General features: G+C 37.8%; 15 protein-coding genes and 1 pseudogene. 3 read left to right on the forward strand and 13 right to left on the reverse strand.

The features are described 5' to 3' along the window. Nucleotides 1-7: 7 nt before the first annotated feature. The gene (locus tag M030_RS0108520) at nt 8-916 is read right to left on the reverse strand and encodes an AEC family transporter (RefSeq protein WP_027373129.1); all 909 of its coding nucleotides are present in this window, start codon (nt 914-916) and stop codon (nt 8-10) included. Between the two features lie 392 nt (nt 917-1,308). Here M030_RS0108520 and M030_RS0108525 point away from each other — a divergent pair, with 392 nt between their 5' ends. Both M030_RS0108525 and M030_RS23880 read left to right on the forward strand, forming a co-directional pair. Beyond that, nucleotides 1,309-2,418 carry an alkene reductase gene (locus M030_RS0108525; protein ID WP_027373130.1) on the forward strand — a complete coding sequence of 370 codons (1,110 nt, stop codon included), beginning with the start codon at nt 1,309-1,311 and terminating at the stop codon, nt 2,416-2,418. Between the two features lie 18 nt (nt 2,419-2,436). Further along, nucleotides 2,437-3,201, forward strand: a complete 765-nt coding sequence (locus tag M030_RS23880) for a DJ-1/PfpI/YhbO family deglycase/protease (protein WP_051584950.1) — start codon at nt 2,437-2,439, stop codon at nt 3,199-3,201. Nucleotides 3,202-3,279: 78 nt separating this feature from the next. Here the strand turns inward: M030_RS23880 and M030_RS0108535 are convergent, their stop codons facing one another. The 6 genes and pseudogenes from M030_RS0108535 to M030_RS0108555 form a co-directional block, all read right to left on the reverse strand. Then, entirely contained in the window at nt 3,280-5,751 is a 2,472-nt protein-coding gene (locus tag M030_RS0108535; protein ID WP_027373131.1) for a beta-mannosidase, read from the reverse strand. Next, entirely contained in the window at nt 5,744-5,890 is a 147-nt protein-coding gene (locus M030_RS25255) for a GxxExxY protein (RefSeq protein ID WP_081806309.1), read from the reverse strand. Before M030_RS25255 ends, M030_RS0108535 begins: the two co-directional genes overlap by 8 nt. Next, nucleotides 5,851-5,964, reverse strand: a pseudogene (locus tag M030_RS26060) (hypothetical protein); the annotation flags it as partial. The gene M030_RS25255 and the pseudogene M030_RS26060, both read right to left, overlap by 40 nt. 324 nt (nt 5,965-6,288) lie before the next feature. Further along, a complete protein-coding gene (locus M030_RS0108545; protein ID WP_027373132.1) occupies nt 6,289-6,951 on the reverse strand; it encodes a copper homeostasis protein CutC in 663 nt (220 codons plus the stop codon). Between the two features lie 15 nt (nt 6,952-6,966). Beyond that, nucleotides 6,967-7,530, reverse strand: a complete 564-nt coding sequence (locus M030_RS0108550) for a hypothetical protein (RefSeq protein WP_027373133.1) — start codon at nt 7,528-7,530, stop codon at nt 6,967-6,969. Nucleotides 7,531-7,613: 83 nt separating this feature from the next. Continuing rightward, entirely contained in the window at nt 7,614-8,609 is a 996-nt protein-coding gene (locus M030_RS0108555) for an isoaspartyl peptidase/L-asparaginase family protein (RefSeq protein WP_027373134.1), read from the reverse strand. A gap of 287 nt (nt 8,610-8,896) precedes the next feature. Here M030_RS0108555 and M030_RS25880 point away from each other — a divergent pair, with 287 nt between their 5' ends. Further along, entirely contained in the window at nt 8,897-9,136 is a 240-nt protein-coding gene (locus M030_RS25880; RefSeq protein WP_227533139.1) for a TolC family protein, read from the forward strand. 69 nt (nt 9,137-9,205) lie between these two features. On the opposite strand, the gene M030_RS0108570 is transcribed toward M030_RS25880, so the two are convergent. The 6 genes from M030_RS0108570 to M030_RS0108595 form a co-directional block, all read right to left on the reverse strand. Next, complete coding sequence (locus M030_RS0108570; protein ID WP_027373136.1) at nt 9,206-9,697, reverse strand: YeeE/YedE family protein; 492 nt, start codon at nt 9,695-9,697, stop codon at nt 9,206-9,208. A 24-nt stretch (nt 9,698-9,721) separates the two neighbouring features. Then, nucleotides 9,722-10,285 (reverse strand): YeeE/YedE family protein, encoded by a 564-nt coding sequence (locus M030_RS0108575; protein WP_027373137.1) that lies wholly within the window; start codon nt 10,283-10,285, stop codon nt 9,722-9,724. A gap of 6 nt (nt 10,286-10,291) precedes the next feature. After that, a complete protein-coding gene (locus tag M030_RS0108580; RefSeq protein ID WP_027373138.1) occupies nt 10,292-11,704 on the reverse strand; it encodes an MBL fold metallo-hydrolase in 1,413 nt (470 codons plus the stop codon). Between the two features lie 83 nt (nt 11,705-11,787). Further along, the gene (locus M030_RS0108585; protein ID WP_027373139.1) at nt 11,788-12,582 is read right to left on the reverse strand and encodes a sulfite exporter TauE/SafE family protein; all 795 of its coding nucleotides are present in this window, start codon (nt 12,580-12,582) and stop codon (nt 11,788-11,790) included. 164 nt (nt 12,583-12,746) lie between these two features. Then, entirely contained in the window at nt 12,747-13,382 is a 636-nt protein-coding gene (locus M030_RS0108590; protein WP_027373140.1) for a Crp/Fnr family transcriptional regulator, read from the reverse strand. A 19-nt stretch (nt 13,383-13,401) separates the two neighbouring features. After that, entirely contained in the window at nt 13,402-15,633 is a 2,232-nt protein-coding gene (locus M030_RS0108595) for a family 20 glycosylhydrolase (protein WP_316931412.1), read from the reverse strand. Between the last annotated feature and the right edge of the window lie 271 nt (nt 15,634-15,904).

Below are 15,904 nucleotides of genomic sequence, written 5' to 3' on the forward strand. Positions count from 1 at the left end.
CACTTGTTTAAAAGAAAAACTGGGTCATCTCATACCAAAATGCCGAGGTAAAAAATCCTACAATAATACTGACCCCGATGATAAGGTTCGTCAGTTTCGTATTCAGCCTGAACTGCTCCGCAATAATACTGGAAGTCACCAAAGTAGGCATTGCTGCTTCGAAAATTGTAATTTTAGCTATATCACCTTTTATTCCTAAAAGTAAAGCAAGTCCCAACACTATGGCAGGTGCTAAAATCAGTTTATACAGCATTGACGCCGACATTTGCGGGATCAATTTTCTCCAGCCGTTAAATTTAAGCTGTAATCCCACGGAAAATAAGGCTAAAGGGCTTACCGTAGCGGCTAATTTATCAAAGAACGGCTCTGCAGGGGAAAAGTCTATAAATTGTGATAATACCAAAGCAGAAATACAGCCAATGAGCGGAGGAAAGGTAACCAGTCGTTTCAGAATAAAGGCTGCACTCACTTTCCCTGATCTGCTTCCTCCTTTTACCGCAGCAATGATTCCTAATGTAGAAAGGGCAAAAAACATCGTCTGATCACAGATAATGGCAATACTCAAAAGGCCTTCTCCATAAAATGCACTGATCAAAGGAAAACCAATGAAAGAAGTATTGCTGTAACCACTTGCCAGTTCTAAAGTACTTCGTGAACGTCTTGAATATCCTTTGCTTCTGCTGTAAAACATTACGTAAAAGAAGCAGAACACAGAGACCAGAAAAGTGGCGACGATAGGAAAAAGCATTTCCGTTGTCCAGTGTACTTTTGGCAGATATTTAAATGATACTGCAGGCAGAGCAAGATAAAGAATCCAGGTATTGATCCCCTTGTGGGCATCGGGATGGATAGATTTTGTTGCTTTGAAAACCATTCCTGCAATAATGCATACCACGATCAAAACAAAATTTACCATAATTGAAAAGAATATGATGCAAATTTACGGCTGATTTTTTGGTTGAAAGGGTAAAATTCATCTTTTTTTGAGTAGAATTTCTATGCTTCTCATTATTATTGAATTCAAATTCCTTGAATACGTAGAACTCATAAGGTTTAAAAATCATTCATATCTATCCTTTGAGCTTCCTCCTTGATGTAATAATTGACAATTTTTCTTATTACTGAAAATTTCATAACTATTATTTTTATGATAATAAACTATATTTTAAATAATTTTTATAATATAAAATTATAACAGAAATTTGTATCGTTAATTAATAACAACAGATTATTCAGAACCTAACATATCTGTAAAGTTATAAAACAATAGTATTTATATTATTTTTTTAATACATAAAATTTCAAACTATGAATATTAATATTTTTAAAGAAGCAAGCATAGGTTCTCTGAACCTTAAAAACAGAATCGCTATGGCTCCTATGACCAGAGCAAGAAATGAAGACGGAATTCCGAAAGCTTTTAACGCAGAATATTATGCACAACGTTCTGATACGGGGCTTATCATTACAGAAGGAACCGCTATTTCCTCCACCTCAAAAGGAGTACTTCACATTCCCGGTTTATATACCGATGAGCAGGTAGAAGGATGGAAAATGGTTACGGATGCCGTTCATCAAAAAGGAAGCAAAATTTTCACCCAACTATGGCATGTGGGTCGTGTTTCTCACGTTACCAATCAACCGGACGGACAGGCTCCGGTATCTTCTTCAGACATTCAGGCAGGAGAAACCCACGCGTGGGGATATGATGAGAACGGAAAAGAGGGTTTTGTCATTAACTCGAAACCAAGAGCATTAGCAACTGAAGAGGTAAAACAAATCATTCAGGACTTTACTCAGGCTGCTATAAATGCTGTGAAAGCCGGATTTGACGGAATTGAGCTTCACGGAGCGAATGGTTATCTTATTGAACAGTTCCTGAACCCGTTTGTCAATAATCGCCTGGATGAATATGGCGGAAGCATCGAAAGCCGTTCCCGTTTTTTACTGGAAACCGTGGATTCTGTCATTGCAGCAATTGGTGCCGATAAAGTGGCTATTCGTTTAACTCCCTACGGAGGCTTGTATGAAATGCCTTATTATGATGAAATAGAAGCCACATACGAATATCTGGCAAAAGAACTTTCCAAAAGAAATATTGTCTACATCCACATCATGGATCAGAAATCCAGGGGAAGCTTTGCATTGCCTGAAGGCTTCATGAAGCGTTTCCGTACCTGGTACAACGGTGTGATCATCCTTGCCGGCGGAATGGACAGAGAAAAATCTGAAAAAATGATCAATGAAGGTATTATTGATATTGCCGCCTTTGGTGAAGCGTTTATCTCAAACCCGGATCTTGTCAGCCGTCTGGAAAACAACTGGCCTCTTACTCCTCCCAAAAGAGAACTTCATTACGGATTAACAATGGAAGGATATCTTGACTGGGAAACTTATCATGCAACACAATCAAATTAACATTTAAATAATTTAAAAATGGAAACAAATGTAAATGCTCAACAAGGAGCAAATTCGCAAACAGTAGCAAATCATTTAGAAATATTAAGCCAATTATCATCAAAAACGGCTGTGGGAAGTTTTCCTCTTGCTCAGTTTTTGAACGCGCCGGGAAATGAAAAGGTAAGAGACTTCTTTTTCACACCTGTAACAGAAAAAACACTTGAAGGAAAAAGAATTGCCATCATTTCATCGGATGGTTTTGAAGAAATTGAATTAACAGGGCCAGCCTGGTACTTCCGTCAATTGGGAGCACAGGTTGATATCATTGCCCCTAAATATGCTCCAGCTCCCGCCAACTTTGGATTGAGTATGCCGGAAGAAATGTCTAAAACCCACATAATGGCGATCCAATATCTGCAACCTGTAGGCTGGATAAAAGTAGACCGTACGATAGATCAAATCAAAGTTGAAGATTATGATGCAATCTTCATTCCCGGAGGGGCATGGAATCCGGATAACCTTCGTCACGACAAAGAAGTAGTAAAATTTGTGAAAGAATTCAGTGCTTCAGGTAAATTGGTATCTGCAATTTGTCATGCAACCGTTGTATTGATCAACGCTGAAATCATTAAGGGTAAAAGACTTACCGGATACTGGAATATTCAGATTGATTTGAAAAATGCAGGAGGTATCGTATCTGATGTGCCGGTTGTAGCAGATGGAAATCTTATTACAAGCAGACACCCGATTGATCTGGCTGATTTTTCAAAAGCCGTAGAAAACTGGCTGATTGAAAACTAAGATATGAAAACAATTGTTTAAATTTTCTCCTCACTATCGACGAAAGCTACCTTCACAGGTAGCTTTCTTTTATTATGACTAGTTCTCCACTACATCCCAGAGACTCATTACTTCAACTTTTTCCAATGGTCTGGAAATATTGATTTTTTTTGATGTTTTGGGGAGCATATCAAAAAAGTTATCACTAAAATTCGCATCTCCGGTTAGATAAACGTCTTTTGCCAGAACATCCGTTGAGACCTCAATTTCGGTTGGAGATATTTTCTTTATGCTGAGTGTTGGCTTTGATAATTTTAAATCTTTTGGTTTCTTAAAAAAGAAGAGCTTTTCAGTTGTAAATGCCTCATTTCCAAAATAGATTTTCAAAACAGCCGAAGATAAATCAACTGTAGAAAAATTCTCTTTTTTAATTTCTAAATGCTTCTCAGCAGAATTAGCTGCTACATGATCAGTTGCACCTGCAGCCCAAAGAACTTTTCCTTTAAAATCAATCAGTTCAGCTTTTGAAGTGATTTTTGCATCTTCAAGCAAGTCATTGATAAAATAAATATCATAAGATTTATCATTTTCAGAAACAGAAATCAACATCGGTTCAAAACTTCTTTTTGCCTGATAATGGAATGCTTTCCAATTGCCAAGATAATCGATGGATGACCATGAAACTACCGGCCAGCAATCATTCAGCTGCCAGTATAAAGTTCCCATATTATACGGTCTTGCACGGCGGTGGGCTTCAATGGCAATCTCCATACCTCTTGCCTGTAGCAGCTGAGAAACATAATTGTACTGCACAAAATCAGTCGGAATTTTGTAATCCCGCTTCATATATTCATTGATAATATCCCATCCCCGGCTATGTTTTTCATGAGCTTTAATGACAGGGTTCTGTAAACTTAAATCGTAAGTGCCGGAAAACATTGATTTGACTGTTTCCAGGGAAGGCATTCCCTGAAAGCCATATTCAGACATGAAACGGCCTACTTTTTCATTGTAAATTTCGAAAGGCTGTTCTCCCCACCAGACACCCCAATAGTGTGAATCTCCTTCTGTAAGGCTTTCCTTGTGCCCCCATCCGATAGAAGGCGAACTCGGCCAATAAATATTTTTTTCATTGGTAAGGTGTTCTTTTAATGAATAGGGAATCACTTCATGAAAAAGCTTTTTATAATCTTTCCAAACCTGTAAAGAATCGTTTTCAGAATACTTAAACTGCTTTTGGTATCCCCAGTTGACAATCGCTTCATCTATTTCATTATTTCCACACCACAAGGCTATGGATGGATGATTTTGCAGTCTGTTTACCTGATCTTTTACTTCTTCTTTTATATTGGTAAGAAATGTCTCGTCTGCCGGATAAAAACTTCCTGCAAACATAAAATCCTGCCACACCAGAATTCCATTTTCATCGCAGGCTTTATAGAATTCATCGTCCTCATAGATCCCACCACCCCAGATACGGATCATGTTCATGTGAGCATCCTTCGAATCTTTGATTAACTTCCGGTATTTTTCTTTGGTGATTCTTGGTGAAAAACTGTCAGCAGGAATCCAGTTTGTCCCTTTGATGTAGAGTGGATTTCCATTGACTTTAAAATAAAAAGATCTGCCCTTTTCATCTTTTTCCTGAACCAGCTCGATCGTTCTTAACCCAATTTTCATTGTTTCACCGGAAAGCGTTGTAGATTTTTGTTTCAGGGAAACTTTTATATCATATAAGTGTGCTTCTCCCCAGCCATTGGGCTGCCAAAGTTTCGGATCTTGAATATGAAAAGGAATATAGATCAGATTCTTACCCTTTTTTAACTGAACAACCTCAGCAGTATTATTCACCGATATTGTATATTTTCCTTCTTTATGGGTAATTATAGAGGTGTGTACAGCGAGCTCAGCATCTTTATCCGACAGGTTTTTCTGCTCGATTTTTACGTTTTCAATTTTAGCATTGTTCCAAAATTCAAGTTTTATATCTTTCCAGATCCCTGCTGTAACAAGCCTTGGCCCCCAGTCCCATCCGAATTGATATTGAGCTTTTCTCACAAAGCTTCTCGGGGATTCAGGCATTGTAAACGGAACTTTCTTCGCCAGTTCCTTTCCAGTAGTAACAGCGGATTTAAATTTCACCTGTAGAAGGTTCTCCCCTGTTTTCAGGTTTTGTCTGACCGGAAAAGACCACTTCCTGAACATATTGTCTGTTTTCTTTAACAGCTTTCCATTCAGGTAAATTTCTGAAAACGTATCCAGTCCATTAAATACCAGATCAATGTTATTGTTTTGTAATTCTTTGGAAGAAACCTTAAAGACAGTCTGATAATCCCAGTTTTCATTCTCTATCCATTGTACTTTGTGTTCATTGTCATCTTTGAAGGGATCCGGAATGATTTTATTGTTCATCAAATCCAGATGTACGGTCCCCGGAACCTTCGCGGGTAACCAGCTATTATCTTTTGAATTTTTAAACTGCCAGTTTTCATATGACAGATTTCTCTCCGAAAATTGGGCAAAAATGAAGTTCTGAATGAAAAAGAAAGAAAAAAGGATCGTTTTATTCATCAATAAGTTTATTTACAATTCTATGAATTCCATGTTTAATGAGTTCGCTGTTAAAATTAATCAGCAGTTCTAGTTTTATATGGGTCTGTTTCAGATAAGTTAGTGTCCGGGAATAAAAAATCGGATGTAATTCCAACATCGAATTACTTCGATAATAACTTTATCTTCAACAATCAAATCAATTTTATAGGCATTATCTGTGGTTATACTTTTATATTTTAAAGGTTGGGAAACCTATTGTTTAACATCGAATCCCAGCATTTGCTAATCTTAGCCGGCAGTAATGTCTTTCTTAAACGCAAAGTTTATTCTTATTACTGTCAAGGGAGCTAAGAATGATCCAATTTGCAATTGATTGGACGGAGCGAACGCTTTAACCATTCACTTCATTAGCGGCGTAGCCGCCTTCCTGGCTCACTTAGTTCTATATAATTTTAAAACTTTGCGTTTAAGAATAATAACAACATAATTACGAATAGTAAAGGAATTTCAATAGTATAAATTCCCTTACATTCACCTTCCGAATGATAAACTATATTATTTACTTTTTAAGGCGACAACTTCTGAAGCGTTCGCAAAGGCTCCCCCATCAGTGATTGCAGAAGAATGAAAATAGCCAGCTTTCGTCACTTCTCTTATTTCTTCAATATTGGAAGAGCGCAATCCTCCACCGACTAAGATTTCAATTCTTCCGTCGGAAAGCTCAACTAATTTTTTCAGATTTTCTTTACCATCTGAAACATTGGGTTTCTGGCCGGAAGTCAGTATGGTTTTAAAACCACATTCAATGACATTTTCTAATGTATTTTCAAGCCCTGAAGCTCTGTCGAACGCTCTGTGAAACGTACAGGGAAGTGGTTTTGCCATTTCTACCAACGTTTTGTTTTGTTCTATGTTTACCTCATCATTTTCATTCAGAATTCCGAAAACAAAACCGTCTACTTTTAAAGATTTTAAACGCATCAATTCTTCCTTCATCTGCTCAAACTCTTCATCTGAATAAATAAAATCACCACCTCTTGGACGAATCATTACAAAAATCGGAATATTTATTTTCTGCCTGAGCTCTTTGGTGGTATCAAAGCCGGGAGTTGTTCCTCCTTCACTTAAACCGTCACATAATTCTATTCTGTCCGCTCCGTTTTCAAAAGCAATTATTGCTGATTCGGGATTGAAGCAAGCTATTTCTATTTTTGACATTTTTTCTTGGTATACTTAATTTAATTTAGATTCTTCCTGCCAGACATCGGCAATTACAAAGGAGTCCTTGTTTTTGATCACCTTAACTTTTATCGGATATTTTGCCTTCATCTTTTCATCAGCAAGAACAACATCAAATAAAAAGTCATTTTTTTTTGATTCAAGCAATTTACATTCTGACACTTTGATCTCATCCCAGTCTTGTCCGCTTATCAGAAAGCCTACGCCAGTTCCAGCTTTTTTTATATCAAATTTCTTTTTCCACTTATCCTCAAATTCCTTTTCAGTAAGGCTTCCATTCACATCAAGATCAACATTGGTTGCGTCCGTTTTATAATCGAAGTACTCTTTGGTTGTTATTTTTTGCATTACTTTTTCCTGAGCCACAAGATCAGCTTTAAAATAATCTTCAATGTTTTTTTGCAGCCATTTTTTAGCCTCTTCAGACTCGTTAGCCTGAGATTTTGCTTCCTGAACCACTTCTTCCTTTACCTGAGGTCTGCTTTGAGTTATATTTTCCTTCTTTTCTTCCTTGCATGCAATGATTGAAAACAAAGAAGCGATAATCATTCTTTTCATTTTGTTTTTGTTCTATCAGTTTTGGCTAAAGCCAATGGATATTTTTTTAAATGGACTAAAGATCGTCTCTATAATATTTTTTGCTATTTTAAGGCAAATTCAGGTGTTTCAAGACGGTTCCCTTTCTGATCGTATACGGCAAAGTTGAATCCGTCCTGGATACAGTATGATCCGTATTCCCCTTTTTTATTAATAGCAATAAAGCCTACCTGAATATCTTTAAGGTTTTTATTTCTTCTCCGGTTGATTTTAACAATTCTTTCTACTGCTTCTTTACAGGCTTCCTGAGGATTTCTGCCCTGTCTCATCAATTCTACAACCAGATGAGTGCCTACTGTACGTATTACTTCTTCACCATGTCCCGTTGCAGTGGCGGCTCCCACTTCATTATCTACAAATAATCCGGCTCCGATAATCGGTGAATCGCCTACCCTTCCATGCATCTTAAATGCCATACCGCTTGTGGTACATGCACCGGAAAGGTTTCCCTGGGCATCTAAAGCAATCATTCCTATGGTGTCATGATTTTCAATATTGGCAACAGGCTTGTACCGGCTGGTTTTCAACCATTCTTTCCATTCTTTTTCTGATTCAGAGGTAAGAAGGTTTTCTTTTTTAAAACCCTGTGAAAGGGCAAATTGCAGTGCTCCGTCTCCAACCAGCATGACGTGGGGAGTTTTTTCCATCACTGCTCTTGCTACGGAAATCGGATTTTTAATGTGTTCCAGGCATGCTACGGAACCGATATTATAATTTTCATCCATAATACAGGCATCCAGCGTTACCCTTCCGTCTCTGTCCGGACGGCCGCCATACCCGACACTTCTTTCTTTTGGATCTAATTCTACAAGACGAACTCCTTTTTCCACCGCATCTAATGCTTTCCCTCCTTTTCCGAGGATCGTCCAAGCTTCTTCATTGGCTTTTAACCCGAAATTCCAGGTAGATAAAACAATGGGTTTGTTTACGGCTTTATAGTCTTCGGGTAGGTCTTTAGCCATTATATCTAAAGGGTTTACCGCAAGTGCTGCCGTTGCGATCCCCAGTTTTTTAATAAAACTTCTTCGGTTATTGTTCATCGTATTTTGAGATTATATACTACCTGACAAATATCTTAAAAAAAATCAATGAAATCCTCAATATGCCCTGACTAAGCCTTATATAATTTTTATTTATCTTTACGGGTGCAATGGATACTTTTACCATTTTCTGGAATATTGTTTTCTTTCAGGAACTGTCTTATGAGAAAATAAATATTTTGATTGGCATAAGTATTCCAAAATTTCTCCAAAAAAAGGAAAAGTTGGTTGAACCCGGACGTCCTTAATCAAATGCTTTGAATGAAGTGTAAACCTCATTGACCAATTTGCATTCAATTGAAAAACAAATAACATATAATCGAAAGGCAATCAGTGAGCTGAAAAATAATATTGATCTTACTAAAAAACAAATTAAAGTAGGAACCAGTAATAGCTTTATTCTGATCCAAACGCAGCGGGAACTTCTTAAAAACGAGATGAACCTCATCAACCTGGAGCTTCAGGACAAAATGGAACACATCAACCTTTATATGACTCTGGGAGCACAGAACTTCATTTTTTCATAATTTTATACTAAAGCCTGCCGGATAGTATCGGCAGGCTTTCTTTATGACTTTTAAATTCTATAAGGTCTATTAATGAGGTAATTTATTTCTGAAATATCCATATACCCATGTTCCGGCGATGGCACTTACCAGCGTAACAGATACCGCCAGGGCTCCTGTTCCGATCTGTGCAAAGAGAGGTCCGGGGCAGGCTCCTGTGAGCGCCCAGCCAAAACCAAAGATCAATCCTCCATAAATTTTTCCTTTATTAAACTTTTTGGGAGATAAGGTAACATGTTCTCCATTGATAGTTTTGATCTTCAGTTTTTTAATCAGAAATACGGAGATCATTCCTACTAAAACCGCACTTCCGATAACTCCATACATATGAAAAGACTGGAGCCGGAACATTTCCTGTATCCTGAACCAACTTATCACTTCAGCTTTGATGAATATGATTCCGAATATAACTCCTGCTGCAAGGTACTTCAACTGATGATACCATTCATTCTGGTCTTTTGTATTTTCCATCACACAAACTTCATCCTGATCCCGTATTTCTTTTTTCTTTTCTTTTATCATTGCTTAGTTTCATTATAATTATACTTACAGGGAAAGAATAAGGGGCAGGATAAAGTTCGCCATTAAAAATCCTCCTATCATAAAACAAATGGTGGCGACCAACGAAGGCCACTGTAGATTAGAAAGTCCCATGATGGCATGCCCGCTGGTACATCCACCGGCATAGCGTGTTCCAAAACCAACCAGAAAACCACCGATTACCATCATGATAAATCCCCGGATGGTAAAGAGGTTTTCAAAATTCATCAATTGTTTCGGAACGAGATTGCTGTAATCCGTAATCCCGTATCCTGTCAATTCCGCTTTTAATTCGGGGTTAACGATAATTTCGGAAGTATTCATCAGAAAATTGGCTGTAATTATTCCTCCGATAAAAATCCCGAGGACAAAGAATAAATTCCAGGCTTCTTTTTGCCAGTCATATTTAAAAAAATCAATATTGGCCGGTACGCAAGCTGCACATGCATGTCTTAAGGCTGAGCTTATTCCAAAGGATTTATTTCCCATGATCAGCAAAGCGGGAACGGTAAGTCCGATTAAAGGGCCTGCAATATACCAGGGCCATGGTTCTTTTATGATCTCCAACATATTTAATTATTTTAAAATTTTAGTCTGACAAACAAAATCACTTTTAGGAATACCCGTGGCAGAGATTGCTTTAAAACCACCTTCAATTTCGGTAAAATTCCTGTATCCTCTCGCCTGAAGAATACTTGCAGCGATAGTACTTCGATATCCACTGCCGCAGTGTATATAAAAATGTTCTTCGCTATTCAGCTGAGACACCCAGTCATTGATATATGCCAAAGGCTTACTGAATGCTTCTTCAATGTGTTCTGCGTGGTATTCACTTTCTCTTCTGATATCGATTATTTTTGCATATTTTCCTTTAATGTCCTTCTCCAATTCTTCAGCAGAAATACGATTGACTGAATCCGTTTCTTTTCCTGCCTGTTCCCATGCTTCGAAACCTCCTTCCAGAAATCCTAAAACATGATCAAAGCCTACTCTGCTCAGCCTGGTTACCGCTTCTTCTTCATCTCCTTTTCCGGTCACTAAAAGAATCGGCTGATTAACATCTTCAACTAAAGCTCCGACCCAAGGGGCAAAATCACCATCCAAACCTATATTTACAGATTGTGGAATAAAGCCTCTGGCAAATATATCGCTGTTTCTCACATCGAGAATTAATGCTCCAGACATTTCTGCGATTTCTTCAAAGGCTGCTGTTTCCAAGGCTTGTAAACCTCTTGTTAATACTTCATCAAAGCTATGATATCCTTTTTTATTCATCATGACATTCATTTCAAAATAAGCAGGTGGAGGCGAGAGCCCGTCTGTTACTTCTTTAATGAAAGCTGCTTTATTTTTCTGATTGAGGGCATAATTTGTTTTCTTTTGATTTCCCAGCGTATCAAGAGTTTCCTTCTGCATATTCTTTCCACAGGCAGAACCTGCGCCATGAGCCGGATATACAATAATGTGATCCGGTAAAGGCAGAATTTTTTCATACAAGCTGTCATAAAGCATTCCAGCGAGGTCTTCTTTTGTCAGATTTCCTGCCTTTTGGGCAAGATCCGGGCGCCCTACATCACCAAGGAACAAGGTGTCACCACTGAAAAGGGCTTTTTCAATTCCAAATTCATCAATCAGCAGATAAGATGAACTTTCCAGCGTATGCCCGGGAGTATGAAGGACTTTTATTGTAATATTTCCTACTTTGAATACCTGATTATCTTCTGCTATTATTGCTTTAAAGTCAGTTTTTGCTGTAGGTCCATAGACAACCGGAGCTCCTGTCTTTCTGCTTAAATCAAGATGGCCACTGACAAAATCAGCGTGAAAATGGGTTTCAAAGATATATTGTAGTGCAAGTCCGTCCTTTTTCAATTTTTCGAGATAGGGAGCTGTTTCCCTCAGAGGATCAATGATTGCAGCTTCTCCACCTGAACTGATGTAATACGCTCCCTGCGCCAGACATCCTGTATAGATCTGTTCTATTTTCATTGTACTTATTTTAGATTTTGTTCTTTGATATAAATTTCCGACTTCCCTTAATTCTCCACAGCTACTTTTGTTACATAAGGAGACTAGAAAAACAGTTCTCTGGTGATAATATAAATTCCCATTATCAAGATAAACCATCCAAATGCGGGCTTTAATTTTTTACCGTCAATTTTCTTTGACAGCTGAGAACCTATCAGAATTCCTATGATGGCAATGGCTGTAACAGACGAAAGTATATTCCAGTTTATTTTTGCATCGTTGACGGATGAAAGGAATCCGATCAGAGAGTTGAAAGAAATAAGCACCAATGAAGTTCCTATTGCTGTTTTCATGGAAACTTTCAATAAATTAACCAGTGCAGGGATGATCATAAAACCTCCTCCGGCTCCTACCAACCCTGTTAAAACACCGACAACAGCTCCCTGCGCCATTGCCAGTAAAGTTTTATTTTCTCCATGATCAACCTCTGAAATTCCTAAAGTAGCCTGAGTTCGGATCATTTTATAGGAGGCCAGAATCATTAAACCCGCAAAAAGTAAGAGTAAAAAAACATTTCTGGTTATGGCAAAATCATGGATCTTAATGAGGATATCGGGTATGAATGGCAGGAAATAGGTTCTCGTCAGAAAAATTGCCATAACGGAAGGAATTCCGAATATCAGAACTATTTTAAAATCGACCCATCCTTTTTTACAATAAGAGAAAGAACCGACGATACTGCTTGCCCCGACGATAAAAAGAGAATATTCTGTAGCCAATAAGGCATCCAATCCGAAAAGATAAACCAAGACCGGTACCGTGAGAATACTGCCACCGCCTCCTATTAAACCAAGTGAAATTCCTATTAAAACTGATGCTGTGTATCCTAAAATTTCCATTGTACTGCTTAAAGAATGTTGGTACAAAAATGGGATAGTTTGGGAAAGTCTACAGCTACTTTTGTTACATAAGACGTTTTTAATATAAACATCAGAGCTAATAAAAAGTAGTTCCGGCAAATCTTCGATTTGCCGGAACTACTTTTTATTATGTACGAATTCAATTACGGATTGAGCGTTTTGAGAAGGAGTATTTTATTTCTTCCCAGTTTCAGTTTTCCTTCTTCTTCAAGCTGTTTGAGAAGTCTCGACACAACGACTCTCGCTGTTCCCAATTCATTGGCAAGCTGTTCATGAGTGGTCTGGATGGTATCGGAGCCTGTGAGCTCAGACTTTTTATGAAGAAGGTTCAATAGCCGCTGATCTACTTTTTTAAAGGCAATGGCATTGATAATATCTAAAAGTTCCTCAAATCGTTTATGATAAAGCCTGAAAATATAGTCCAGCCAATCGGGATGCTCTTTAATAAACAAAGAAACTTTATCTAAAGGGAGAAAAAGTACCTCACTATCTTCTTCCACTTCGGCTTTTACTATACTTTTTTCGTTGTGCATTCCGCCGAGAAAAGACATAATGCAGCTTTCTCCGGCTTTAATGTAGTACAGCAGGATTTCTCTTCCGTCTTCTTCTGTCCTGATCACTTTGATCATTCCTTTCATCACAATAGGAATAGAGCGGATTGATGCATTTTCATCTAAGATAATGTCTCCTTCCCTATAGTTTTTCAACACCCCGAAACGATGCAGTTTTTCCACAAGATCGGGTGAAGAGAATTCTGAACATAGTATATCGTTCTGCATGGGTAAAAAATTCTACGTGCTAATTTACGCCAATTTCATCGACAAAAAGCCATGCTTTAGAATCTGCTCCCGGATTTCCGGCCGGAATTATCCCCGCATTTTCAATGGCTATTTTAAAATATCTCGAATTTTGTTTTCCTACGTTCAGCAGCATTTTTCCTTTGGCATTCTGAATTTCCTCTTTTCCGATCTCTTTGATCAGTTTAAAATTCTTATTGTCTTCGGAGGTAAAGATTTTTGCAGATTTTGCCAGGTGAATCCAGCTTCCTTTATTTTCAAGGGTATTGAAATACACTTGCGAAAAGTCTGTTTTTTGTCCGAAATCGATGGTAGCGACCACATCTTTACCGTTAAAGCCCAGCCATGTTTTACCAAGTTGTCTTGAATTACCTATTATACCGTCTACCAGAGTAGCTGCGCCCCCGAATGAATAGTTTTCACTCGGTTGATTTTCAAGATTAATTTTCTTTCCTGTTGTTTTTGAAATGGTAAATTGTTGTGAAGTGATTGAACTTTTCAGCTGACCATTTTCAAAATAGGCTGATTTTATTGTCATTGATGCAGGAACCGGAATAGCACCCTGATATGTTTTTGAATTGATTGTAGGATCAGCACCATCGGTTGTATACCGGATGCCGCTTGAATTTTGTGAGGTGGACAGCTCATAGGTAATTCCTGTGCCGGCCGGAACTACTTTTCCTGAAATATTATAAATACTTTTGGCATAATTGACGCCCATTTTATCCAACACTTTGAACTGACTGATGACTCTGTTTTCAAAATTTTTATAGTTTTCAGGATCTGATGTTCCCCACCCTACTTCCGAAAGTGCCATTAGCCTTGGAAATATCATATACTGAACCTGCTTAAAATTGTCAATATACTCTGTCCACAGATTCGCTTGTACTCCCATGATGTATTTTCCCTGTTCCGGAGTTAATTCTGAAGGAATCGGGTTATAAGAATATACTTTATCGAGTGGAGTAAATCCTCCAAAGGCATTAGGTTCTGACTGTGGATCTCCCTGATAATGGTCGAAATAGCAATACGCTCCAGGGGTCATTACGGCAAAATGTTTTGATTTTGCAGCTTCAATTCCTCCATTTACCCCTGTCCAGCTCATAACAGCAGCGTTAGGAGCCAACCCGCCTTCTAAAATTTCATCCCAGCCGATGATTTTCCTGCCTTTACTGTTGACATATTTTTCAATTCTCTGAATGAAGTAGCTCTGTAAGCCGTGTTCATCTTTCAGATTATTTTTCTTTATCAATTCCTGGCAATGAGCACATTCTTTCCATCGTGTTTTCGGGCATTCATCACCACCGATATGGATGTATTGTGAGGGGAATAACTGAATCACCTCATCTAAGACATTTTCCAGAAATGTAAATGTTTCATCTTTAGGACAAAATACGTCATCAAAAACACCCCATTTGGTGGCAGCTTCAAAAGGGCCTTTTGTACATGCCAGTTCAGGATATGCAGATAGTGCTGCCAAGGCATGTCCCGGCATTTCTATTTCCGGAACGACGGTAATATGTCTTTCCTGTGCATATTTTACGACCTCCTTAATCTGATCCTGAGTATAAAAATAAGGGCCGTAAGGTTTCCCGTCGAAGGTATTGTCAGCATAGGCACCTATCATAGATTCTTTACGCTTAGAACCAACCTGGGTTAGTTTAGGATATTTTTTAATTTCAATTCTCCATCCCTGATCATCTGTCAAATGCCAATGAAAAGTGTTCAATTTATACATGGCCAGATAATCAATATACTGCTTTACTTCATCTACAGTGAAAAAGTGACGGCATACGTCCAAATGCATTCCTCTCCAGGCAAACTTCGGCTGATCTTCGATTTTCATGGCCGGAATTTTCTTACTGTCTTTATATTGTTCAAAAATCTGAATCAGGGTCTGAAGAGCCAGAAAATGCCCCTGGTCTGTATAAGAGCGGATAACAATATTTGCCGGCGAGATTTCAATGGCATATTTTTCTTTTTTTTGTTCTTCGCTTAAAGGGACAACGGATGGAGGAAACAATGCGCTGATGAGCTGCATTTTTTCTTTTTTACCATACGTCAGTGTAAAAAATTTACCGAAATATTTTGAATAGTATTCGCGTTCTGATTTAGAAAGATTTTCATCTAAAATGATTTTTTCAGGCAGGATAAATTCACCCTGAGAAAATTCAATTTTTTGAGGATAAGGAATTAAGTTCAATTTATTTTGTGCAAGAATTACCGTTGACATTAACAGAAAGAATGTAAAAAAAGTCCGTATCATTAGATGTGGTTAAGGTTTTAGCTAAGATAAATATTTTCTAAAAATTATTGACTCATTTTCATCAATTATTCCAGATTTTAAGAAATAATCAAAGATATTGCACAGACTATTATGGGCTAATAAAGATCTAAGTCCTTTACGCTGAACTTCAATAAAAAAAACGCAACAATAAAATTGTGGTTTATTTTTTGCTAAGTGTAAGCGACTATACGTAAATAAACAATTAAATTTGTAAAAA

Source organism: Chryseobacterium sp. UNC8MFCol, from assembly GCF_000482305.1.
Taxonomy (GTDB): Bacteria; Bacteroidota; Bacteroidia; order Flavobacteriales; family Weeksellaceae; genus Chryseobacterium; species Chryseobacterium indologenes.